The organism is Arthrobacter sp. R3-55, assembly GCF_054161505.1.
Map to the genome: position 1 here is coordinate 1,541,576 of NZ_CP096423.1, position 22,589 is coordinate 1,564,164.

The 22,589-nt window shown below is 63.6% G+C and carries 24 protein-coding genes and 1 riboswitch; of the genes, 15 read left to right on the forward strand and 9 right to left on the reverse strand.

Annotated elements, in window-relative coordinates; genetic code table 11:
* Positions 1–20: 20 nt before the first annotated feature.
* Entirely contained in the window at positions 21–701 is a 681-nt protein-coding gene (gene thiE / locus M1D51_RS07270; RefSeq protein WP_458109058.1) for a thiamine phosphate synthase, read from the reverse strand.
* A 27-nt stretch (positions 702–728) separates the two neighbouring features.
* A riboswitch (TPP riboswitch) is annotated at positions 729–847 on the forward strand.
* Between thiE and thiO the strand changes: the two genes are divergently transcribed.
* The 4 genes from thiO (at position 842) to M1D51_RS07290 (ending at position 3,520) form a co-directional block, all read left to right on the forward strand.
* On the forward strand, positions 842–2,062 hold the full coding sequence (gene thiO / locus M1D51_RS07275) for a glycine oxidase ThiO (protein ID WP_458109059.1): 1,221 nt from the start codon (positions 842–844) through the stop codon (positions 2,060–2,062). It overlaps the preceding riboswitch by 6 nt.
* 51 nt (positions 2,063–2,113) lie before the next feature.
* Positions 2,114–2,350, forward strand: coding sequence for a sulfur carrier protein ThiS (gene thiS / locus M1D51_RS07280; RefSeq protein ID WP_172325812.1), 237 nt, complete (start codon positions 2,114–2,116; stop codon positions 2,348–2,350).
* A 3-nt stretch (positions 2,351–2,353) separates the two neighbouring features.
* Complete coding sequence (locus tag M1D51_RS07285; RefSeq protein WP_172325813.1) at positions 2,354–3,151, forward strand: thiazole synthase; 798 nt, start codon at positions 2,354–2,356, stop codon at positions 3,149–3,151.
* A gap of 33 nt (positions 3,152–3,184) precedes the next feature.
* Complete coding sequence (locus tag M1D51_RS07290; RefSeq protein WP_458109060.1) at positions 3,185–3,520, forward strand: 4a-hydroxytetrahydrobiopterin dehydratase; 336 nt, start codon at positions 3,185–3,187, stop codon at positions 3,518–3,520.
* A 97-nt stretch (positions 3,521–3,617) separates the two neighbouring features.
* On the opposite strand, the gene M1D51_RS07295 is transcribed toward M1D51_RS07290, so the two are convergent.
* Genes M1D51_RS07295 through M1D51_RS07305 form a run of 3 tightly spaced genes read right to left on the reverse strand, consistent with a single transcriptional unit; the run spans position 3,618 to position 4,967 of the window.
* Entirely contained in the window at positions 3,618–3,920 is a 303-nt protein-coding gene (locus tag M1D51_RS07295; protein ID WP_458109061.1) for a hypothetical protein, read from the reverse strand.
* Positions 3,921–3,957: 37 nt separating this feature from the next.
* Complete coding sequence (locus M1D51_RS07300) at positions 3,958–4,182, reverse strand: DUF3107 domain-containing protein (RefSeq protein WP_026539987.1); 225 nt, start codon at positions 4,180–4,182, stop codon at positions 3,958–3,960.
* Positions 4,183–4,232: 50 nt separating this feature from the next.
* Entirely contained in the window at positions 4,233–4,967 is a 735-nt protein-coding gene (locus M1D51_RS07305) for a TetR/AcrR family transcriptional regulator (RefSeq protein ID WP_172325816.1), read from the reverse strand.
* Between the two features lie 6 nt (positions 4,968–4,973).
* On the opposite strand from M1D51_RS07305, the gene moeB reads away from it, so the two are divergent.
* Positions 4,974–6,176, forward strand: a complete 1,203-nt coding sequence (gene moeB / locus M1D51_RS07310; protein ID WP_458109062.1) for a molybdopterin-synthase adenylyltransferase MoeB — start codon at positions 4,974–4,976, stop codon at positions 6,174–6,176.
* Between the two features lie 86 nt (positions 6,177–6,262).
* Here the strand turns inward: moeB and M1D51_RS07315 are convergent, their stop codons facing one another.
* A complete protein-coding gene (locus M1D51_RS07315; protein WP_458109063.1) occupies positions 6,263–7,585 on the reverse strand; it encodes a glutamyl-tRNA reductase in 1,323 nt (440 codons plus the stop codon).
* A 158-nt stretch (positions 7,586–7,743) separates the two neighbouring features.
* On the opposite strand from M1D51_RS07315, the gene hemE reads away from it, so the two are divergent.
* From hemE to M1D51_RS07365, 10 genes are all read left to right on the forward strand, one after another.
* Entirely contained in the window at positions 7,744–8,859 is a 1,116-nt protein-coding gene (hemE, locus tag M1D51_RS07320) for a uroporphyrinogen decarboxylase (protein ID WP_458109064.1), read from the forward strand.
* A 5-nt stretch (positions 8,860–8,864) separates the two neighbouring features.
* The gene (gene hemG, locus M1D51_RS07325; RefSeq protein ID WP_458109065.1) at positions 8,865–10,334 is read left to right on the forward strand and encodes a protoporphyrinogen oxidase; all 1,470 of its coding nucleotides are present in this window, start codon (positions 8,865–8,867) and stop codon (positions 10,332–10,334) included.
* A gap of 72 nt (positions 10,335–10,406) precedes the next feature.
* Positions 10,407–11,108, forward strand: coding sequence for a hydrogen peroxide-dependent heme synthase (gene hemQ / locus M1D51_RS07330; protein WP_458109066.1), 702 nt, complete (start codon positions 10,407–10,409; stop codon positions 11,106–11,108).
* A complete protein-coding gene (locus tag M1D51_RS07335) occupies positions 11,105–12,328 on the forward strand; it encodes a ferrochelatase (protein WP_458109067.1) in 1,224 nt (407 codons plus the stop codon). Before hemQ ends, M1D51_RS07335 begins: the two co-directional genes overlap by 4 nt.
* Entirely contained in the window at positions 12,325–13,311 is a 987-nt protein-coding gene (gene hemC / locus M1D51_RS07340) for a hydroxymethylbilane synthase (protein WP_458109068.1), read from the forward strand. Before M1D51_RS07335 ends, hemC begins: the two co-directional genes overlap by 4 nt.
* The gene (locus tag M1D51_RS07345) at positions 13,298–14,176 is read left to right on the forward strand and encodes a uroporphyrinogen-III synthase (protein WP_458109069.1); all 879 of its coding nucleotides are present in this window, start codon (positions 13,298–13,300) and stop codon (positions 14,174–14,176) included. Before hemC ends, M1D51_RS07345 begins: the two co-directional genes overlap by 14 nt.
* Positions 14,173–15,153: a porphobilinogen synthase gene (gene hemB / locus M1D51_RS07350; protein ID WP_172325945.1), complete on the forward strand. Its 981-nt coding sequence runs from the start codon at positions 14,173–14,175 to the stop codon at positions 15,151–15,153. The genes M1D51_RS07345 and hemB overlap by 4 nt, the downstream gene beginning before the upstream one ends.
* Positions 15,153–16,229: an LLM class flavin-dependent oxidoreductase gene (locus M1D51_RS07355; RefSeq protein WP_458109070.1), complete on the forward strand. Its 1,077-nt coding sequence runs from the start codon at positions 15,153–15,155 to the stop codon at positions 16,227–16,229. The genes hemB and M1D51_RS07355 overlap by 1 nt, the downstream gene beginning before the upstream one ends.
* 50 nt (positions 16,230–16,279) lie before the next feature.
* A complete protein-coding gene (hemL, locus tag M1D51_RS07360; protein ID WP_172326365.1) occupies positions 16,280–17,599 on the forward strand; it encodes a glutamate-1-semialdehyde 2,1-aminomutase in 1,320 nt (439 codons plus the stop codon).
* A gap of 112 nt (positions 17,600–17,711) precedes the next feature.
* Entirely contained in the window at positions 17,712–19,001 is a 1,290-nt protein-coding gene (locus tag M1D51_RS07365; RefSeq protein ID WP_458109071.1) for a glycoside hydrolase family 3 N-terminal domain-containing protein, read from the forward strand.
* An 81-nt stretch (positions 19,002–19,082) separates the two neighbouring features.
* On the opposite strand, the gene M1D51_RS07370 is transcribed toward M1D51_RS07365, so the two are convergent.
* From M1D51_RS07370 to M1D51_RS07385, 4 genes are all read right to left on the reverse strand, one after another.
* On the reverse strand, positions 19,083–19,820 hold the full coding sequence (locus M1D51_RS07370) for an amino acid ABC transporter ATP-binding protein (RefSeq protein ID WP_172325482.1): 738 nt from the start codon (positions 19,818–19,820) through the stop codon (positions 19,083–19,085).
* A complete protein-coding gene (locus M1D51_RS07375) occupies positions 19,817–20,581 on the reverse strand; it encodes an amino acid ABC transporter permease (protein WP_216660120.1) in 765 nt (254 codons plus the stop codon). The genes M1D51_RS07370 and M1D51_RS07375 overlap by 4 nt, the downstream gene beginning before the upstream one ends.
* A 12-nt stretch (positions 20,582–20,593) precedes the next feature.
* Positions 20,594–21,544 carry an ABC transporter substrate-binding protein gene (locus M1D51_RS07380; protein WP_216660121.1) on the reverse strand — a complete coding sequence of 317 codons (951 nt, stop codon included), beginning with the start codon at positions 21,542–21,544 and terminating at the stop codon, positions 20,594–20,596.
* 323 nt (positions 21,545–21,867) lie between these two features.
* Positions 21,868–22,578 (reverse strand): 3'-5' exonuclease, encoded by a 711-nt coding sequence (locus M1D51_RS07385; protein WP_172325483.1) that lies wholly within the window; start codon positions 22,576–22,578, stop codon positions 21,868–21,870.
* Between the last annotated feature and the right edge of the window lie 11 nt (positions 22,579–22,589).

Genomic DNA, 22,589 nt, shown 5'->3' on the forward strand with positions numbered 1-22,589 from the left:
CTAAGCCTGAACTGCCTGTATCAGGCGGCGTCCAGCGCCTCCAGCAACGACTTCGCTGCCGTCGTCGGGTCCGTGGCTTCGGTGATGGCACGGACCACCACGATCCTGCCGGCCCCGGCAGCCACTACCTGCTCGACGTTGCTGAGATCAATCCCTCCGATGGCAAACCACGGCAGGTGCACGGCGCCGTCGGTGGTCTCCTCCGCACGCTTGCTGGCTTCTGCGGCATATGTGACCAAGTCCAATCCCACAGCTTCACGGCCGGGTTTGGTGGGTGTCGCCCAGAGGGGACCAACGCAGAAATAGTCCAGGCCTCCATCGCCCGGGGAGGCTGCGATGGCCGCATTGACCTGCTCAGGGGAGTGGGTGGACAGGCCGATGGCGGGCTGCGGCAGCAACGTTCGAGCCACCCCCAAAGGCAAGTCCTTTTGCCCGATGTGGAACACCGGAGCCCCGGAAACACTGGCAACATCGGCGCGGTCATTGACGGCCCATAGCCGTCCGTGACGTTCGGCAACTCCGCGCAGGACCGCCAGCAACTCCAACTCTTCGGCAGCTTCCAAGGTTTTGTCGCGCAGCTGGATGATGTCCACTCCGCCTTCGAAGGCGGCATCAACGAAGTCTTCAAAATCGCCTTGCCGTCTCCGGGCATCAGTGCATAGATACAGGCGGGCGGTGGCGAGGGCGTCAGTCGGGGTCATGGAAACCAGAGTAGTTCCTCTAAACTGGGCACGTACTGCGGGAGCCGCGACGTCCGTTATATGACTGTCCGGCTGAGAGGGCTTCAGCGCCGACCGCTTGACCTGATCCGGCTAGTACCGGCGTAGGGAAGGAAACCGGAATGGCAGATTCCCGCCACACCACCATGCATGCCGATGTTGCCGTCATTGGTGGCGGCGTCATCGGCTTGGGCGTCGCTGACGAAGCCCGGCGGCTGGGCCGCTCAGTGGTGGTGATCGATCCCGCACCGGCTACCGGAGCCACGTTCGCGGCCGCCGGAATGCTGGCCCCCGTCAGCGAACTGCACTACCAGGAGGAAGACCTCCTGGAGCTGATGCTCGAGTCGTCCCGGTTGTGGCCGGCGTTTGCGGCCAACCTGGGTAGCAGAGGGCAAGACACCGGATACCGCACGACGCCGACGCTTGCCGTGGGTGCCGACGCCGCGGACCGCCGGGCGTTGGCAGATCTTCGGGCAGTACAGCTTGCTGCCGGCCTGGAGGTTGAGCCGTTGTCCCTGCGCGACGCCCGCGATCGCGAGCCACTCCTCAGTCCACAGATCTCCAGCGCCTTCGATATTCCCGCGGACCACCAGGTGGATCCCCGGAAGCTGGCCTCATGCCTCCTGTCGGGGTTGGCAGCCCACTGCGCCGGTGACTCCACATGGGTCCACGGTGCCGCGGGCGGTTATGCCGTAACTGCCAAGGCAAACAGCTTGCTGTGGGACGGAGATCGCGTAGCAGGAGTGGAAATCGAGGGTGATGGCACTGTCCTCGCCGCGGAAACGGTGGTGGCAAACGGGCTGGGAGCGGCCGGACTGGCCGGACTCCCGGACGGTCTGACCCTGCCCGTGCGCCCGGTGTACGGCGACATCCTGAGGCTTCGGGTTCCTAAACACCTTCAGCCGCTCCTCAGCTCCACGGTCCGCGGAATGGTCCGTGGAGTGCCCGTCTACATCGTGCCCCGCGACGACGGCACCGTGGTCATCGGGGCCACCCAGCGCGAGGACGGATTGTCAGCGTCCTCCCAGGCGGTCTCAGCAGGCGGCGTCTACCAGCTGCTGCGGGACGCCCAAGTACTGGTCCCCGCAGTGGCCGAACTCGAACTGCTCGAAGCAACAGCCCGGGCACGCCCCGGAACACCGGACAACGCTCCGTTGCTGGGGCGGGCAGCCGGTCCCACCGGGGATGTTGACGGCCTGGTGATCGCCACGGGGTTCTTCCGGCACGGAGTCCTCCTGACGCCCGCAGCGGCACGGATCGTGGGTGAGCTGATTAACGGCTCGTCAGACCACCGGTGGGCAGCTTTCCGCCCGGACCGTTTCAGTGCAGCGCGGGTTCATTGATGGGCCATCAATGAACCTGCGCCGCCCTAATCTCGAGAACAAGGAAACAGCATGAACATCAAACTCAACGGATCCGATCACGCAGTGGCCGATGACGCATCGGTCAGCACCGTGGTCACCGCCGTCACGGGCCGGGTCCTGGACCACCGCGGACAGGCGGCCGACGGCGGCAAGCTGGGTGTCGCCGTCGCCCGTAACTCCGAAGTGGTGCCGCGGAGCCAATGGGCTGCAACGGCGCTCGCCGACGGAGACGAACTCGAACTGGTAACAGCAGTCCAAGGAGGCTGAATCATGACAACAGCAAATACAGAGGTCCGCACGGACGCCCTGGTGATCGACGACGTCGTCCTCGGCTCCCGGTTGATCATGGGCACCGGGGGAGCCCCCAGCCTGGATGGGCTGGGCGCGGCGCTCCTGGCCTCGGGGACTGAGCTCACCACCGTTGCCATGCGCCGCTACTCACCGGCGGAAACGGGATCGCTTTTCCAGCTGCTGGTGGACCACGGCATCCGCGTGCTGCCCAACACCGCAGGCTGCTTCACAGCCAAGGACGCAGTGATGACTGCGGAACTGGCCCGGGAAGCCTTGGAAACTGATTGGGTGAAGCTGGAAGTCATCGCCGACGAACACACGCTCCTTCCCGACGCCGTGGAACTGGTTGAGGCAACAGAGCAACTGGTCAACCGCGGATTCAAAGTCTTCGCCTACACCAATGACGACCCCGTTCTGGCTTTGCGCCTGGAAAATCTGGGGGCCGCCGCGGTGATGCCACTTGGCTCGCCGATCGGAACAGGCCTGGGTATCTTGAACCCGCACAACATTGAACTCATCGTCTCCCGGGCCTCAGTCCCCGTGGTGCTCGACGCAGGAATCGGGACCGCCTCCGATGCCGCCCTTGCCATGGAACTGGGCTGCGACGCAGTGCTGCTGGCCACCGCAGTGACACGGGCGCAGAATCCGGTGCAGATGGGCGAGGCCTTCAAGCACGCTGTGATCGCCGGTAGGCTGGCCAGGCAGGCAGGACGGATTCCGCGGCGTGAGCACGCTTTGGCGTCATCGGCCATGGAGGGCCGGGCAGAGTTCCTCTAGCGCCTGGCAGGATCTTCGGGCGAAGGAGCGGACGTGGCTGGAAGCAAGGACCACCTGACACAAGCAGAAATCGACGCCGCCCTCCTGCGGCTTCCCGATTGGAAATACCAGGACGGCCTGGTGACCGTCTACAAAACCCCGACGGCGGCCAAGGCGCTGGCACTTATTGCCGCGGTGGGAGACATCGCTGAACAACAGAACCACCATCCCGATCTGGAATGGCGCTACAACAGGGTCCACGTCCGGTATGTGTCCCACGATGCAGGTGGGCAGGTCACCTCACGCGATGTCGCCGCTGCAACCTCTGTGAGTGAAGCGGCAGCAGGGCTCGGTGCAATGGCTCAGCCGGAGCGTTATCCGGGATCGTGAACAGTTTCGTTAAACAGCAGTGACCGTCGCCCGAGGGGCGGCGGTCACTGCTGTCTAAAAAGCTGCTTGAGTCTTGGCGCCTCAGGGCCTTGGCGACTCAGAGCCGCAGTGCCTTGGTGAGCGCGGCAGTATCATGCTGAGTGCGTATCCGGCCCAGGAAAACCACGACGCCTGCGGCGGCGGCAGTTCCCAGAACGATCGGCAAGAGCCAGGGAATCCAGGTTGCCCCGGGCTGATAACCCAGGCCGGCGCTGATGAACGCAATCCAGCTCAGGGTGCCCACAGCCACCGAAACACCCGCAGGTAAGGCGATGCCGTACTTGCCGTGTCTTTTGTCGTTGGCCCACACGATGAAACCGGTGGCTACGGTAGCCAGAACCACCACAACGAGTGAAAGCATGAAGACTCCTTAGCGGACTGCGTCAGCGGGACAGGCCTTAGAGGGCGCCGAAACCGACGCGACGAACTTCCTCGGCACCGATTTCCACGTAGCCCAGAACGCTGCCGGGAACAATGATCTGGCGGCCCTTTTCATCGGTCAAGCGCAGTTCCGAGCCCTTTGACACGGCCTCTGCCACGATTTTGGCCACGGCGTCTGCATCCAAAGCGGATTCGAGCACGATTTCACGGCCAACGTTCTGAATGCCGATCTTTACTTCCACAGCAAGGCCTCCAAGCCAATCAAGTTGTAAGTCAGTCCTCTATTTGTAGCCTAGGACTCTTTGGGGAATCGACTGATTCCGCGCCAAGCTAAACGATAGATCAGATCACTGGCCACATCGAGGTCAAGGTTCCCGTCCGTTTCGAGCCAATAGCGGGCGCTGACTTGCGCCATGCCGGCCAGGCCGCGGCCCAGGAGCTGGGCTTCCAAAGGTGGCAACTTGGTGTCCTCGGCAATGACATGGGCCACCGCATCAGCGAACGTTTTGTTGAAGGTCTCCAAACGGGAGCTGACGTCGGGATCGTTGATGAGGTCCGATTCGAAGACCAAACGGTGGGCTTGGTCATCATCGGCGATGAACCGGTAATAGGCCCGCATGACGGCCTTGACGCGCTCCTTGTTGTCCGTGGTGGAGTTCAAGGCGCTGAGCATCAGCTCCGTCAGGGTGGCCAGGTGGCTGTCCAGGAGCGCCATATAAAGCTCGCGTTTGGACGGAAAGTGCTGGTACAGCACCGGTTTGCTCACATGGGCGGCCTCGGCGATTTCGTCCATGGCCGCGCCATGGAAACCGTTGGAGACGAAGACTTCCAACGCCGCATTCAACAACTGCGCGCGGCGTTCGTCGCGCGGCAACCTTGGTGAACGTGTTGGCACGGCCCGTTCCTGCTTGGCCTGCGCCCCATCGTGTGCCCTTGTGCCGTCAGCCACAGTCTGCCGCCTTTCCTTTGCAGTTATGACCACTCTACCGGTGGGTAATATGACCGGGCGGCATCGGCAGGCATACATTGGGGTATGGCCTCAATTGTTGCTGCCCGCCCTGCTGCGCCCGCTGTCCTGCCGCCCCTTGTTGAACCGGCCGCCGAACTCACGACGGCCGAGGTGGAGCGATACTCCCGGCATCTCATCATTCCCGAAATCGGCGCCTTGGGCCAACGCAGGCTCAAGAATGCCAAAGTGCTCGTCATTGGTGCCGGTGGGCTGGGTTCTCCGGCCCTGTTGTACTTGGCGGCGGCCGGTGTTGGCACCCTCGGAATCGTCGATGACGATGTGGTGGACCTCAGCAATCTGCAGCGTCAGGTCATCCACGGAGTCAAAGACGTTGGCACCCCCAAGATCGAATCCGCCCGGGATGCCATCAAGGAACTGAACCCGCTGGTCAACGTCGTCCTGCACAATATCCGGCTGGACTCCTCCAACGCTCTTGAGTTGTTTGCGCAGTATGACCTCATTTTGGACGGCGCGGACAACTTCGCCACGCGGTACCTGGTCAACGATGCCGCGGCCATCCTCGGTAAGCCGTACGTTTGGGGGTCCATCTTCCGGTTCGACGGCCAGGTCAGTGTTTTCTGGGCCGAACACGGCCCCACGTACCGGGACCTTTATCCGGAAGCGCCGCCGGCCGGGTCCGTGCCGTCCTGCGGTGAGGGCGGAGTGTTCGGGATGCTCTGCGCAGCTGTTGGATCGCTCATGGTCACTGAGGCCGTGAAGCTGATTACCGGCGTCGGGCGTTCATTGCTGGGCCGGGTGGCCCTCTTCGACGCTTTGGGCGGAAGCTGGCGGGAGATCAAGGTTTCCAAGGATCCGGAAGCCGGGCCCATTACGGAACTGACCGACTACGAAGCCTTCTGCGGCGTGGCGCCGCCAGCGGCAACGGACCAGGACCACACCCTTTCGGCCAAGGACCTTGCCCGGATGCTCGCCGAACGGGAGTTGGGGGAGCGGGACTTTGAGCTGGTGGATGTCCGTGAGTCCGGTGAGCACAGCATTGTCAGTATTGACGGTTCGGTCCTCATTCCGCAGGGCCGTATTCTTTCCGGCGAGGCGTGGGTGGAGCTGCCGCAGGATAAGGACATCGTCTTCCATTGCAAGGCCGGAACACGCTCGGCTGCTGTCCTGGAAGCGGCGCAAAAGGCCGGTTATACCCGCGTCAGCCATCTCGACGGCGGTATTCTCGCCTGGGTGCGGGATGTGGAACCGCAGAAACCCGTGTACTAGGACGTTGCCCGGCGCTTCCTTCGTCCGGGCAGCTCAACCAAGCGCGATGCCTTGGCGGGCGGCCGGGGTGGTGTGCTCCGGTTTTTTCAGGCGCTCTCTGAGCGAAGCTGCTGGTGGTCCACAGGGCATTCAGCGGCCGGAACCGCCGCCTGGGGCTGTTCCACCTGGATGCCGTAAAGAGCCTCGAGCGCGGCGACGTAATCGTCCTGCTGTCCGTTGGCGGCAAGCTCGCGCGCCCGCACGGTGGGAATGTGCAGGAGCTGCTTGACCATGCGGCGGAGGGCAAACTCCACCTCTTCGGCGGCAGCTGTGCATCCATGACGGGCACGGACCTTTTCCATCTCGGCGTCCAGCACGTTCATGGTGTGGCGGCGGAGGGCCACAATTGCCGTGTCCACGGAGCGGGCTTCGCGCTCGGACTCGAAGGACGCGGCCGCGCCGGTAACGATCGCACTGGCTTGGGACAACGACTCGGCTTGTTCCTGCGGTGCGGCAAGCCGCACGGATTCCAGGGTCAAAAGCTCCACGCCGTCCAGTTCGCCCACAGCGGGGTCGAAATCATGGGTGAGGGCGAGGTCAATCGCGATCAAGGGCTTGCCCGCATGTGCCCTGACACGTGCAAGGTCTGCTGCTTCCACCCGGTTGTCCGATCCGCTGCAGCCGATCATGACGTCCGCTGCGGCTACAGCCGCGGGAAGGGTGTCGGCGTCGAGCGCTGTTCCGCCGCGTGTGGCGACAAAACCCTCGGCACGGCCGGAGGAAGAATAAACGGAAACATCGGTGCAGCCGCGGTCCCGGAGGAGGGACATGGTAGCCCCGGCGTAAGCCCCGGTTCCAAAGACCACAACCTTCTTGGTGGACCAATCGTCGTTCTCGGCAAGATCGGTGGCCAGGTCCAAGGCAACGGAGACAATGGACAGCCCGCGCGAGCCGAGGGCAGTTTGCGCGCCGACGTCCTTGGCGGTCTTGGACGCAGCCTGGAAAAGGCGGACCAGGCCGGAGCTGGCAGTGCCTTCCTGCTGGGCTGTGATCAGTGCGCGGCGGACCTGCCCGGCGATCTCGCGTTCACCCACGACGGCGGAATCCAGTCCGGCGCTGACGGCAAAGAGGTGCCGGGTAACTTCGGGGCCGGTATGCGTGGCGAAGGAGCGCGAAACGAGTTGCTCATTCAGTCCGCTCAGTTCACTGATCCGGGATACCAGGGCGGATCGGGCTGCTTCAAGGTCGCCGCCGTTGGCGGTTTCGCCGTAAACCTCGTATCGGTTGCACGTCGCCAGGACCACGGCGCCGGAGACCACTTGGGAGTCCGTCAGGGCTGTCGAGGCAAGCTCAGAGGAACCGTTGCTCAACTGAGCGACAGTTTCGAGGTCGATGTCGGCGTGTGTAGCCACCAATGAGAAAAGAACCACAGCACCCCAATCATAGCTTTTTCGTAGCCCGGTAGAACAATGTGGCGCCGTGGTGATCCACACGCAGGCGGGTGATCCCGGCCACAACGGCCCGGGCGGGGCGCGACGTGACAGCTTGTCGTTATCTTTTGCCCCGGATTTTCGGCACAATCGAAGGCATGACTTCTAGCGCGGCAGCATCCAACAGTACGGCCTCCAACGCCCCGGCGGGAACCCTTGACGCCAATCACCCGCTGAAGGACGGCCGCACCTCGGACTCGCCGTTGATCACGGCCTACCGCGGCGGCACGCCATCCCGCAGGCCCGTGTGGTTCATGCGCCAGGCCGGCCGTTCCCTTCCCGAGTACATGAAGGTCCGCGAAGGGATCGGGATGCTGGACTCCTGCCTGCGCCCGGAGCTCGCCGCGGAAATTACCCTCCAGCCGGTTCGCCGCCACGATGTGGATGCGGCCATCTTCTTCTCTGACATCGTCATTCCGCTGAAGCTCGCCGGCGTCGGCGTGGACATCGTCCCGGGCGTCGGGCCGGTCTTGGACAAGCCTGTGCGCACGGCAGCTGATGTGGCTGCCCTTCCCACGCTGACGTGGGAAGCGCTGGAACCCATTCGCGAAGCCATACGGCTGACTGTTGCCGAACTTGGCAAGACCCCGCTCATCGGATTCGCCGGTGCCCCGTTTACCTTGGCGGCGTACATGGTTGAAGGCAGGCCTTCCCGGGATCACCTCGGCCCGCGGACGATGATGCATGCCGATCCTGAAACCTGGTCCGCATTGGCCAACTGGGCTGCCGATACCTCGGGAATGTTCCTTCAGGCCCAGCTTGAGGCAGGCGCTTCGGCAGCGCAGCTCTTTGACTCCTGGGCAGGTTCCCTGGGCCTGGCTGACTACCAAAAGTATGTGGCTCCGGCCTCATCCCGTGCACTGGACCATGTCCGCGGACTGGGAGCACCCTTGATCCACTTTGGAACCGGCACCTCCGAGCTCCTGGTCGCCATGCGCGATGTTGGAGTGGATGTGGTGGGCGTGGACTACCGGCTGCCCCTGGATGAAGCCAATCGCCGTCTCGGTGGCACCGTGCCGCTGCAGGGGAACATCGACCCAGCACTTCTGTCGGCCCCTTGGGAGGTCCTTGAAGCCCACGTCCGCGGCGTTATCGCCGCCGGTTCCCACGCGCCGGGCCATGTATTGAACCTGGGCCATGGAGTACCTCCGGAAACGGATCCCACCGTCCTGACCCGCGTTGTGGAACTCATCCACTCCATCCCCACGGAGTAGTGCCGATGCGCGGGGTGCACGCAACGCCCGGGACGCCGTCCGACGCTCCGTCCGCCCTTGTGGTGGGTGGCGGTGTCTCCGGCCTGATCGCTGCCCGTGAACTGGCGATTGCCGGCTTTGCCGTCACAGTCCTGGAAGCGAAAGAAGCCTGGGGTGGCTGCGTCGGCAGCCACGTTGTGGCGGGGCTGCAGTTGGACAGCGGGGCGGAGTCGTTTGCCACCCGGTCCCCGGCTGTTGCCGACCTCGCCGGTGAACTTGGCCTGGCGGACAGGATTGTTGCACCGCACCCCGGAGGTGCCTGGGTTCAGTTGCCCGATGGGCCCCGGGAACTACCTAAAACAGGTGTCCTGGGCATTCCGGCCAATCCCTGGGATCCGGAAGTCCGACGCTCCCTGGGACTCGCTGGAGCCCTTCGTGCCTCGGTGGACAGATGGCTTCCTGCATCCGTGGGGACATCCTCGGAGGTGACCAGCGTTTCTGCCCTGGTCCGTGCCCGCATGGGCAAAAGGGTCCTTGAGCGGCTTGTTTCCCCAGTGGTGGGCGGTGTGCATTCGGCCGATCCCGGTCTCCTGGATGTGGACATGGTTGCGCCCGGGCTGCGGGCGGGCATCCGTCAGCATGGTTCACTTGCCGCCGCTGTGGCGGCCCAGCGCAAGGCCGCTGCCGGAGCCACTTCCCGCCCGTCCAAAGCGGGCTCCGCCGTCGCCGGCCTGAAAGGCGGCATGAACTCGCTGGTATCGGCGCTCGTGGAGAACCTGCGCGAACGCGGAGTCCGATTGGTCACCGGAATGCGCGCCGACGCCGTGGTGAAAACTCCGGACGGCTGGCAGGTCGCCGCGGGCGGTTCCACGTACGACGCCGGCCGGCTGGTGGTGGCGCTCGACGGCCCGGCCGCCGTCGGGCTTCTTGAGCAGTCGTTGCCGGAATTGTCGGAATTGCGCCCCTCTCCCGGGCCTCTGGTGAGTTTGGTGACCTTGGTGGTGGACTTGCCGCAACTCGATGGCAGGCCCCGTGGAACCGGGATATTGGTGGCGCCCCAAACTCCGGGGATCAAGGCCAAGGCACTGACGCATGCAACGGCGAAGTGGGATTGGCTGGCCGGTGAGGCCGGTCCGGGTACGCACGTTTTGCGCCTCTCCTATGGCAGGCGTGAAGAGGCCGGTGGGGGAGCGGATCTCGTCCTGGATGACCAGTCACTCCTGGCTGCGGCCTTGGAGGATGCCTCCGCATTGCTGACGGTGCCGGTTTCCCGGGCGGACATCGTTGATTGGGATGTGGTGCGGTGGGCTGGAGCTTTGCCCTTTGCCGCCGTCGGTCATAAACAGCGCGTGGAGCAAGTGCGGAAGGTGTGCGCCGGGGTGGAAGGACTCTCCGTGGTGGGTGGCTGGCTCGCCGGAAACGGCCTCGCCGCAGTAGTGGCTGACACCAAGGCGCAGCTCGCTCTTGTGGGGTCCGACGATCAGCATTCTTTGTGATTTGCATCACTTCTACGCCCTGTAGAACATATCCGTTTCGACTTAGCGGCTGGCACGGGGCAAACTTGAACCATGAGCCACACTTCTGCCGAATCTGTCACTAAAACTGCTGAAACCGAAGAACAGTTCTACACGCTGTGGACGGTCTTCAAGCGCTCGGCCGACGTCCTGCGCAGCGGAGATGCCGCCCAGGAATTCGAAGCCCTCGCGGAGAAGCTCGCTGACGGTGGAGTGATCCTCCGCGGTAGCTACGACGTCTCGGCCATGCGTTCGGATGCAGACATCATGGTGTGGCTCCACGGACCCAAGCCGGAGGATCTGCAGGCAGCCGTGCGGTCCATCCGCCGCAGCAAGCTCTTTGCAGGAACCGAGATCGTATGGTCAGCGATGGGCGTGCACCGCGAGGCCGAGTTCTCCAAGAGCCACGTACCTGCGTACGCGAGGGGCGTCGAGCCGAGCACCTGGCTCTGCGTCTACCCCTTTGTCCGCTCCTATGAGTGGTACCTGCTACCGACGGACGAGCGCGGGAAGATGCTCCGTGACCACGGTTTGCTGGGACGGGAATTCCCGCAGGTCATCTCCAATACTGTTTCCTCCTTCGCACTGGGTGACTGGGAATGGATCCTTGGTCTCGAAGCGCCGGAACTGGTGGACCTGGTGGACCTGATGCGCCACTTGCGTGCCACCGAAGCGCGCCACCACGTTCGCGAAGAAATCCCCTTCTACACCGGACGCCGTGTCACGGCCGCCGAAATTGCCGAGGTGCTCGCATGATCCAGCCCGTTATCTCCACAGCACCGAACGCCATCACTGAGCGCGGGCGCCAGGAGCCCAAGCGCTACGACGCCGTACTGCTGGCGTCCTTCGGTGGTCCCGAAGGCCAGGATGACGTCATTCCGTTCCTGCGCAACGTCACCCGCGGCCGCGGCATCCCCGATGAGCGGCTCGAAGAGGTCTCGCACCACTACCGCGCCTTTGGTGGAATCAGCCCCATCAACCAGCAGAACCGTGATTTGAAGGCCGCCATCGAGGCCGAACTGGCCCGACGCGGCATTGAACTGCCGGTTCTTTGGGGCAACCGGAACTGGGATCCGTACATCGCCCCGGTCCTCCAGGACGCCTACGACGCCGGACACCGCCGGCTGTTGATGCTCACCACCAGCATCTACTCCTGTTACTCCAGCTGCCGCCAGTACCGCGAGGACATTGGCGTTGCCCTGACGGAGACCGGGCTGGACGGCAAGCTCCAAGTGGACAAGATCCGCCAATACTTCGACCACCCCGGTGTGGTCCAGCCCTTCCTGGAGGGTACCTCTGCGGGCTTGGAAGAGATCCGTGGCAAGCTCGCTGACGCCGGTGAGGCTGACCCGGATTCCAAGATCCGTGTCCTTTTCGCTACGCACTCCATCCCTACCCGGGACGCTGAGGCAGCTGGACGGTCCGAGGACGAGCCCCGCGAATTTGCCGAGGGTTCCGCTTATGCCGCGCAGCATTTGGCCAACGCCAAAGCCATCATGGATGTCGTGGCCCCCAACGTTGCCTGGGACCTGGTGTACCAGTCGCGTTCCGGCGCCCCGCACATTCCCTGGCTCGAGCCGGACATCAATGACCACCTCGAGGAAATTGCCCCTCAAGGCGTCCGTGGTGTGGTGATAGTTCCCCTCGGTTTCGTCAGTGATCACATGGAAGTTGCCTGGGACCTCGACACCGAGGCACTGGAAACCTGCAAGAACCTGGGTGTCGAAGCAACCCGTGTTCCCACCCCGGGTCCGCATGCGGCGTTTGTCTCGGGACTGGTGGACCTGATCTGCGAACGCACGGTGGAAAACAACATCGCCGAGCGTCCCCACGTCACGGACCTCGGAGCTTGGTATGACGTCTGCCGTCCCAACTGCTGCGAGAACTTCCGCGGGGCCAAACCCGTTATCTCCGAAGTTGGCACCACAGTGGGTATCGGCCACGACCCCTACCCGGCTACGGAGGCTGCCAAGTGACCGTACGCATCGGCACCAGGGCCAGCAAGCTGGCCCTGACGCAGACGCAGCAGACGGCGGACAAGTTGTCCGCGGTTGGCGGCTTCCCGGTGGAGCTGGTGCACATCAAGACCGAGGGCGACGTCAAAACAGGTTCCCTCTCCCAAATGGGCGGCACGGGCGTGTTCGTTGCGGCCTTGCGGGACGCCTTGCTCGCTCAGACGTGCGATGTCGCCGTGCACTCCTTGAAGGACCTGCCCACGGGGGCTGCACCCGGGCTCAGCATTGCCGCAACACCCAAGCGGGTGGATGTCCGTGACGTCCTCTGTGCACGCGATGGACTGACGCTCGCCGAGCTGCCGGGCGGAGCCAAAGTAGGCACAGGCTCACCCAGGCGTGCCGCTCAGCTTCGTGCGGCACGTCCGGACATAGAGGTACTGGATATCCGTGGGAATGTGGACACACGCCTTGGCCGCGTCCCGGGCTTGCCGGGAAACACCACCCATGAAGTAGTCCCGGGCAAGTCCTGCGACCTCGATGCCGTGGTGTTGGCCGCTGCGGGCTTGCAGCGCATGGACCGGCTGGACACTGTTAGCGAGTTCTTCGAATCCGACGTCATGTTGCCTGCCCCCGGGCAGGGGGCTTTGGCCATTGAGTGCCGTACGGAAGACGCTCCCCGCACGGATGGCTCCAATGGCGTCCTGGCCCAGGCCCTGGCAGCACTTGACGACGACGACACCCGCTTGGCCGTGACGGCCGAGCGCGCCGTACTGGCCAGGCTCGAAGCGGGCTGCGCTGCTCCGGTAGGCGCCTACGCTTTCCGCAAGGGCAGCATGCTGTACCTCGAAGCAGTGGTCTGTGCCGTGGATGGCACCAAGACCGTCCGCGAGAAGAAGGCCACCGACGGCCTCACCGAAGTGGGCGCCACCTTGCTCGGCATCGAAGTGGCTGAGCTGTTGCTCGCTGCCGGCGCCGCGGAGATCGCGGACCTTGCCGCATCCTGAACAGCATGATCGCCAGAGGTTGACCGGTCGGCGCATCCTGATCACCAGGAGCGCCGATCGGGCACAGCCGCTGGTGTCACTCCTCAACAACCTCGGCGCCGCACCCTTGGTGCTGCCACTGATCGATTTTGAACGGGCCAAGGACCAGGCAACCCTGGATGCCGTTCTTGACCGGTTGGCAACCGGCGGCTTCGATTGGCTGGTCATCAGCAGCATTACCAGCACCAGGGTCCTTCTTGAGAAGGCTGCCGAGAGGGGAACCACGCCGGCCGGGCTGGTCCCGGCCGCTACACGCGTGGCCGCCATCGGGCCGTCATCGGTCAAGGTGCTCGAATCCATCGGGCTCTCCGTCCACCTTGCACCCACCGAACGTCAGTCCGCCGATGGCCTGGTGGAGCTGTGGGAACCAGCGCCGGAACGGGTCCTCCTGCCTCAGGCCGACATCGCTGCACCGGGGCTTCGTGAAGGCCTGGCCGCCAAAGGCGCAGACGTAACCTCCGTCATCGCCTACCACACAGTGGACTACCCGGCCCGGGCGGAACTGCGCCTGAGAGCGGAACTGCCGGACGTCGTCGTGCCTTCCGGGAACGGCGTGCCGCCCACGCTCAGCCCGGAAGAGGCGCGGTCCGCGCTGGACACCGGAACGCTGGACGCCGTGGTGGCTGCCTCTCCCAGCGCTGCGCGCCGCATCGCCGAATCCTTGTTGCCACTGGGCACGTGCAGGCTGATCGCCATAGGACGTCCGACGGCGGCTGAAGCTTCCCGCTTGGGGCTCACCGTAGCTGCAGTCGCCAAAGACCCCACCCCGGACGGCATAGTGGCCGCCCTGGAAACTGTTTTCGCCAACGAAGGGAACCCGCAATGAGCTTTCCGAACCATCGTCCCCGCCGTCTGCGCACCACTCCCGCCATGCGCAGGCTCACCGCTGAGAACCGGCTGGCACCTGCCGACCTCATCCTCCCGGCCTTCATCCGGGAGGGCCTCACCGAGCCGAGCCCCATCAGCTCCATGCCGGGAGTCGTCCAACACACCACTGACTCCCTGAAACGCGCTGCCGCCGAAGCTGTGGAGCTCGGAGTGGGCGGCATCATGCTGTTCGGTGTGCCCGCCGTGCGCGATGCCCAAGGCACCGCTTCGCTGGACCCGGAAGGTGTCCTGAACAAGGCCATCCGCGACGTCAAGGCGGAGGTAGGAGACGACCTGGTCATCATGGGCGACGTCTGCCTGGACGAGTTCACCGATCATGGACACTGTGGAGTCCTCGACTCCGAAGGCTATGTGGACAACGATGCCACCCTGGAGATCTACGGCCGGATGGCCGTGGCCCAGGCAGATGCCGGAGCGCACGTGCTGGGACCGTCGGGAATGATGGACGGCCAGATCGCCGTCATTCGCCAGGCGTTGGAAGAATCCGGCCACAAGAACACCGCTGTCCTTGCCTACGCTGCCAAATACGCGTCAGCCTTCTACGGCCCGTTCCGTGAGGCGGTTGATTCCCAACTCAAGGGGGACCGCCGGACATACCAGATGGATGCAGCGAACCGCCGCGAAGCCATCCTGGAAGTGGAACTGGACCTCGAAGAAGGCGCCGACATGGTCATGGTCAAACCCGCCATGAGCTACCTCGACATCCTTGCCGACGTGGCGGCCATGAGCCCCGTGCCCGTCTCGGCCTACCAAATCTCCGGTGAGTACGCCATGATCGAAGCGGCTGCAGCCAACGGCTGGATCGACAGGCGCGGTGCCATCACCGAGTCCGTCCTGGGGATCAAGCGTGCCGGAGCCGATACCGTGCTGACCTACTGGGCCTCCGAACTGGCGGGCTGGCTGAAGGAGTCCTGATGACATCCGTTCCCTCCGATCCCGCGGCGCCGGTAGCAGCCAATGAGATTCTCCTGGGCCTGAACACCTTTGGTGACGCCGGGGTCGACTCCGACGGAAACCCCAAGGAACACGCCCGCGTACTGCGCGAGCTGCTCGAGGAAGCAAAACTGGCTGATGCCGTCGGTATCCATGCCTTCGGGGTGGGAGAGCACCATCGCCGGGACTTCGCAGTATCCGCGCCGGAGGTCTTCCTCGCAGCCGCCGCCGCAGTGACCTCCCGAATCAGACTGGGCTCAGCCGTCACAGTGCTGAGCTCAGATGATCCCATTCGCGTTTTCCAGCGATTCTCCACCGTGGATGCGCTATCCAACGGCAGGGCCGAGGTGATGCTCGGAAGGGGTTCGTTCGTCGAATCCTTCCCGCTGTTCGGCCTTGACCTGGCAGACTACGAAGTCCTTTTCGAGGAAAAGCTGGAGCTCTTCGACAAGGTCCGTGCGCAGAAGCCGGTTCACTGGGAAGGCCGCACCCGTCCCAACGTCAACGGGCTGCAGGTGTACCCGAAATTGCAGCATCACCTGCTGCCCACCTGGATTGGTGTGGGCGGAACACCGGAGTCCGTCCTTCGTTGCGCGGAATACGGCTATCCGATCATTTTCGCCATCATCGGGGGAGAACCCCGCCGCTTTGCCCCCCTGGTCAACCTTTACCGTGAGGCGATGGCAAAGTACGGGCACCCCATGCGGCAGATCGCAACACATTCGCCCGGTTTCATCGCCGATACTGACGCGGCTGCGCGGGAGGAGCTCTTCCCGCATTGGCTTGACCAACGGAACAGGATCGGTGCCGAACGCGGCTGGGGCCCCGGCAACCGCAGCGAATTCGACGCCATGTGCGGTCCCGAAGGCGCACTGTATGTGGGATCCCCGGAGACTGTGGCGCAAAAGATCGTCCTGCTCAAACGCAACCTGGGCGTAGACCGCTTCGACCTCAAATACAGCAATGGGACCCTGCCGCACCAGTCCATGATGCGTTGCATCGAGCTCTACGGCACCGAGGTGGCCCCGCGGGTCGCTGAGCTGCTGGCCTCCGCCTAGAGCACCTACCGCAGACCTGCTGCTCCTGAATCACTGAAAGAATAGGAATCATGACTTCCAACACCCCTGTGTCCGATCAGCTCTTCGACCGCGCCCGGTCCCTGATGCCCGGCGGCGTGAACTCCCCGGTCCGCGCCTTCGGATCCGTAGGCGGCACCCCGAAGTTCATGGTTTCGGCCAAGGGCGCCTACCTCACGGATGCCGACGGCAAGGAGTACGTGGACCTGGTGTGTTCCTGGGGACCTGCCTTGCTCGGCCATGCACACCCTGCTGTGCTCGACGCCGTGCACGCAGCCGTGGATCGGGGACTGTCCTTCGGTGCTTCCACTCCGGATGAGGCCAACCTCGCCCAGATCGTCAAGGAGCGCGTGTCCGCCGTCGAGCGTCTGCGCATGGTGTCCACCGGCACGGAAGCCACCATGACCGCCGTACGCCTGGCCCGTGGCTTCACCGGCCGCAACCTGATCATCAAGTTCGCAGGCTGCTACCACGGCCACCTGGACGGCTTGCTGGCAGCGGCAGGTTCAGGCGTTGCCACCCTCGCCCTTCCCGGGTCCGCTGGCGTCACTGAAGCTACAGCTGCTGAAACCCTGGTGCTGCCCTACAACGATCTCGCTGCCGTAGAGGCTGCCTTCGCCACACACGGGAACCATATTGCCGCCGTCATCACCGAAGCGGCTCCTGCCAACATGGGCGTCGTCACCCCGGGAGAAGGCTTCAACGCAGGACTGTCCCGTATCACCAAGGAACACGGTGCCCTCCTGATCGTGGACGAAGTCCTCACCGGTTTCCGTACGGGCTACTCAGGCTATTGGGGCTTGACGGGTCGCCAGGAAGGGTGGGCCCCTGACCTGCTCACCTTCGGTAAGGTCATCGGTGGCGGAATGCCGACGGCGGCCCTTGGCGGCCGTGCCGACGTCATGGACTACCTCGCCCCTGTTGGCCCGGTTTACCAGGCGGGCACGTTGTCCGGAAACCCTGTGGCCATGGCCGCCGGCGTGGCAACACTGACCAATGCCACACCCGAGGTCTACGCCTACGTTGATGCCCGCTCGCTGGAACTCTCCGCGGCGTTGTCCTCAGCCCTTGATGCCGCCGGCGTTGACCACTCCATCCAGCGGGCCGGGAACCTCTTCTCGGTGGCCTTTGGTACCTCGGCCCACGGCGTGCACAATTACGACGACGCCCAGGCCCAGGAGAGCTACCGCTACGCACCGTTCTTCCACTCCATGCTGGACTCAGGCGTTTACCTTCCGCCCTCCGTCTTCGAAGCCTGGTTCCTGTCTGCCGCTCACGACGACGCAGCCATGAACCGTATTTTTGAGGCTCTTCCTGCAGCTGCCCGGGCTGCTGCAGGCGCCACGGCCTGATCTTGCCGATGCCCCCGGCCAGGTGCCAAAAGCACGTGGCCGGGGCATTGTTGCGTCCGCACGGGGTAGGCTCGTAGATGGAAACCCACCCCCAACGAACTAACGGTTTACCATGCGCAAGACCCAGAGAATCGCATCCTTCGGTGTAAGCATCGCAGCGGCTGGAGCTTTGCTCGCCGTCGCGTCCGGCTGCTCAAGCGGCGGCGGAAGCACCGACGCCTCGCCAACGGAAGGGACGGCGTCGGCCTCTGCTTCTCCGCCACCAAGCTCTCCGCAGCCGGCAACCCCGGCACCCGGCACCGCGTCGCCAACATCCGAGCCATCCGGGGATCCTGCCCCGTCTGCCGCCCCTGCCACCAGCACTGCCACGGCTGTTGAGCAGCAGCTGGCGGCCCTGAGCCTTGAGCAACGGGTGGGTCAGCTGTTCATGGTGGCAGCCAAGGCTACAGGCGCTGAGCCGGGAACCATGCAGGCATTGAAGGAGTACCACGCCGGCAATGTCTACCTGAGCGGTCGCAGCAAAGCAGGCAGCGCCGCCACCGCTTCGGTGGTGTCTTCCCTGACGGGCACGGTCTCCGCCGGGACCACCGGTGGTGTGCCACTCTTCGTGGCCACCGACCAGGAAGGCGGGTATGTGCAGGTTCTTTCCGGTCCGGGGTTCTCGACCATTCCCACTGCCTTGGTTCAAGCAGGGGCCGGGCAGGCGAAGCTTCGGGCTGACGCTGCTGTGTGGGGCAAGGAACTGCGGAGCGCCGGTATCAACGTCAACCTTGCTCCCGTTCTGGACACCGTCACCAGTGCGGAGTTTGCTCCGTCCAATTCACCCATCGGCCACTTCCAACGGGAGTACGGTTACGCCCCCGGAACCGTCTCAACCCTGGGCAATGCCTTCGCTGACGGCATGAAGGACGCGGGCGTGGCGCCCGTAGTGAAGCACTTCCCAGGCTTGGGCAGGGTTGTTCCCAACACTGATGTCACCAGTGATGTCAGGGATACCTCCACCACCCGCGACGATCCCGCACTGGAACCGTTCCAGGCTGCCATCAACTCCGGTACGCGGTGGGTCATGGTGTCGAACGCCTACTATGACAAGATTGATCCCGCCAACATCGCACCGTTCTCGCCTACGGTGATGGACACCATGCTGCGCGCTGATGCCGGTTTCACGGGGATCGTTCTTTCGGACGATCTCTGCAGCGCAGCGCAACTGGAGTCCTGGTCCGATGCTGACCGCGCCCTGAACTTCTTTGGTGCCGGTGGAACCATGCTGGTGTGCGCGGACCCCGGGAGTATTCCTGCCATGCACCAGGCAGTGGTGAAGAAGGCCACAGAGGATGCCTCCTTCAGGGCCAAAGTCGATGCCGCAGCTCTGACCGTGCTACGGGTCAAAGCCGGGCAGTGATCCTGGCGGGACACTGAGCACAGCAAAGAACCCCGCCTTCGCAACGCGAAGGCGGGGTTCTCAAGGCTTGGTCGGTTCCGGCTAGAGAACGTCCGACAGGAAGCCCTGCAGGCGTGCCGTCTGCGGATTGGTGAAGAGTTGTTCCGGAGGACCGGATTCCACCACCACGCCGGCGTCCATGAAGGTCACAACATCGGAAACGTTGCGCGAGAAGCCCATCTCGTGGGTCACCACCACCATGGTCATTCCGCCTTGGGCCAGATCCGCCATGAGGGCAAGGACGCCCTTCACGAGCTCCGGGTCGAGGGCTGAGGTGGCTTCATCAAAGAACATCACCTCGGGCTTCATGGCCAAGGCGCGGGCAATTGCCACACGCTGCTGCTGGCCACCGGAGAGGTTTGCCGGACGCGAGTCAGCTTTGTGCTTCAAGCCCACCAGGTCCAGCTGGGCCAAGGCTTCCTCGCGTGCCTGCTCCTTGGACATGCCACGGAGTTTGCGCAGTGCCAGCGAAATGTTCTCCGCCACGGTCTTGTGGGGGAACAGGTTGAACTGCTGGAACACCATGCCTATGCGGCGGCGCAATTCGTCGGGGTTGTCCTTGAGCACAGACCGGCCGTCCAGCAGGATGTCGCCCTGGTCCGGCTCGATGAGGCGGTTCATCACGCGCAGCAGCGTCGACTTGCCCGAGCCTGAAGGGCCGATCACCGAAGCCGTGGTGCCCTTCTCCACGTGCAGGTCGATCCCACGCAGTACGTGATTGCTGCCGAAAGACAGGTGGATGTTCTTCGCCGTCAACGATCCTGATGCGAATTCACTCATGCCTGCGCTCCTTTTCCAACGACGGCCGCTGCCTCGTCCGGTTCCTTCTTCTCGGGGCGACCGGCGCGCATGCGGGCGTCAATAAAGTTCACGAAGTGCGTGAGCGGAATGGTCAGCGCCAGATAGAAGATGGCTGCTGCCACGTAGGGGGACAAGTTGCCGCTGTTGGCGGCTGCGTCCTTGCCGATCTGGAAAATCTCACGCTCTGTTGCCAGGAGGCCAAGCATGAACACCAACGAGGATTCCTTGATCAACGCAATGAACTGGTTGACCAAGGCAGGAAGGACCCTTCGGATTCCTTGGGGTACTACCACCAGGCGCATGGACGAGCCGTAACTGAACCCGAGGGCACGGGTTGCTTCGAGCTGCCCCTTGTCCACGCTTTGGATGCCGGAACGGAAAATTTCGCCAATGTATGCACCGGACATCAAGGACAACGCCGCGATGGCCATGGGGTACGGGCTGGTGGAGCCTGTCAGCTCACGAATGATGGGGCCAAAACCGAACCCGATCACCAGAATGGTCAGCACCGGAGGAAGCCCGCGGAGAATGTCCGTGTAAATGCGGGCTATCCACCGTGCTGCTGCGTTCCGGGAAATCCCCATCAGGGCGAGCAGCATTCCGATCGCGGTCCCGATGATGCCCGAGACGACGGCCAGGACGATGGTATTTGGCAGGCCGACGGCGAACATCTTGGGAAGGACTTCGCCCATTGCCTCCCAGTCAAAGAAGGTCTCGGCTAATTGATTGAGGATATCCATGGAACGCCTTGTTTACTTGGCGGGGAGCTGGACGGCCTTGCTGCCCGGCTTCCAACCCTGGGGGGTCTGCTCGGCAGCAGTCGGACGGTCCTTGTACCACTCGGCCGTGAGCTTGGCCCAGGTGCCATCAGCAATGACAGCATCCAAGCCGGAGTTCAAGGCGTCGATCAGCGGCTGGTTGTCTTTGTTCACGGCGTACGCGGTGAAGTTCTGGGTGTTGACAACTTTCTCGGCGATCTTGGTGTTGTCGCCTTCCTTGACCTGGCCTTCGGCCTGCTGGGACGGAGCAACCCACGCGTCGATCTGGCCGTTCTTCACGTTGCCGTAGACCGTGTTGTAGTCAGGGAAACGTACCGGCTCGATTTTGAGCGTGTTCGTCATGTAGTCATCCTGGACGGTGCCCTGGACGACGCCGATGCGGAGGCCTTCCTTGACGTCGGCGAAGCCTGTGACCTTGGAGTCGCTCTTGGTCACAATGGCCATGTAGCCGAAGTCGTAACCGTTGGTGAAGCCAACGGTCTTGCGACGGGCGTCGGTGGTGGAGATCGAGGAGGATCCGACGTCGAACTGCTTGTTGCCCACCTGGGAAAGGAGCGCCGAGAAGTCGGTGGATGCGAACTCCACCTTCAGGCCCAGCTTCTCGCCAATGGCGCGCAGGAGTTCATTGTCGTAGCCGGTGAAGTTGCCGGAAGGATCAATGAAGATGTTGGGCGGAGCGTCGGAGAGGGTGCCAACGCGCAAGGTGCCGTCGGTGGCGAGGCCCAGCTTGGACTTGTCGATCTTGTCCAGGGGCGTCACGTCAGCGGTGGTGAACGTGTCCAGTGACTTCTGGTCGCTGCCTGCGAGGGCATCGGTGGGCGAGCCGCTCGGCTCGGAGGTTCCTCCGCCGCATGCTGCCAGGGAAATCACCAAGGCTGCAGCCACTGGGGCAACAGACAGCCACTTGGGGGCTTTAAATTTCATGAAGAAATCACTTTCATCGAGTCACGGAGACGTTTCGCAGTGGGCGGGGAATGCGGCAGCAATACGAAGGTTGACTGCCCTAGCAGACTTCAACCCGCCAAACTTAATTATGTCACCAGGCCACAGGCGCACGTTGAATCGAATAAATGGTTGCTTGCACTCTGTTATGCCGAACGAAGTTCCTATCAAGACTCCTTCGGGCGCCGGACTATTCCGACGACGGCACCTCGCGGGGAATCCGTACGCGGAGAAGCCGGAAATTGGGGTTCCCGAAAAGTGCTGTGACTTGCGTCGCACACAGCAGGCCGGTGGATTCTCCGGGTCTAGAAACCGCCGCGGCTCGCATCCTCAGGCGGCAAAACCGGCCACTCGCCCTCGATCACGGCCGTGGGCTTGCTGCGCCGCAAATACTGCTGGAAATCTGCGGCTTGGGATGCTGCCCAGTCTACTTGCAGCTGGTGCAGCGCGGGTGCCGGCATCTGCAGCTTGGGAAATTTGCCGGCCATGGCATCCAACACGCGCAGCGTAGCGAGAGCGTCCGCCGCGGAGGTGTGTGCGTTGGTCAGGTCAACGCCGTATTCCTCGCACAGGGCAGTGAGAGTGCGCTTGCCCTTGCGATAGCGGTCCACCTGCTTATTCATCACGTACGGGTCCAGCACCGGGAAACGGCTCAGTTGTGGCACTCCATAGCGGGCGGATTCTGCAGCCAGGACCGTGAAGTCGTAACTTGCGTTGAAAGCGATGACCGGAGTGCCGTCGTCGAACAGTCCTTGCAGTACGCCGGCGACCTCGCGGGTGACCTCTGCCGCCGGGCGGCCTTCCGCACGAGCCTTCTCTGTGGTTACACCGTGCACTTCACTGGCTTCAAGGGGAATCTCAACGCCGGGATCCGCCAGCCATTCGTGCTCTGCAATGAGCTCCCCGTGGGCGTCCACAACGGTGATGGACGCGGTAACGATTCGCGCCGACCGCGAGTTCTTCCCGGTGGTCTCGAGGTCGAAGGCGGCGCGGGAGAGGGTGTTCCAGGAGCTCATGTCTTCAAGCT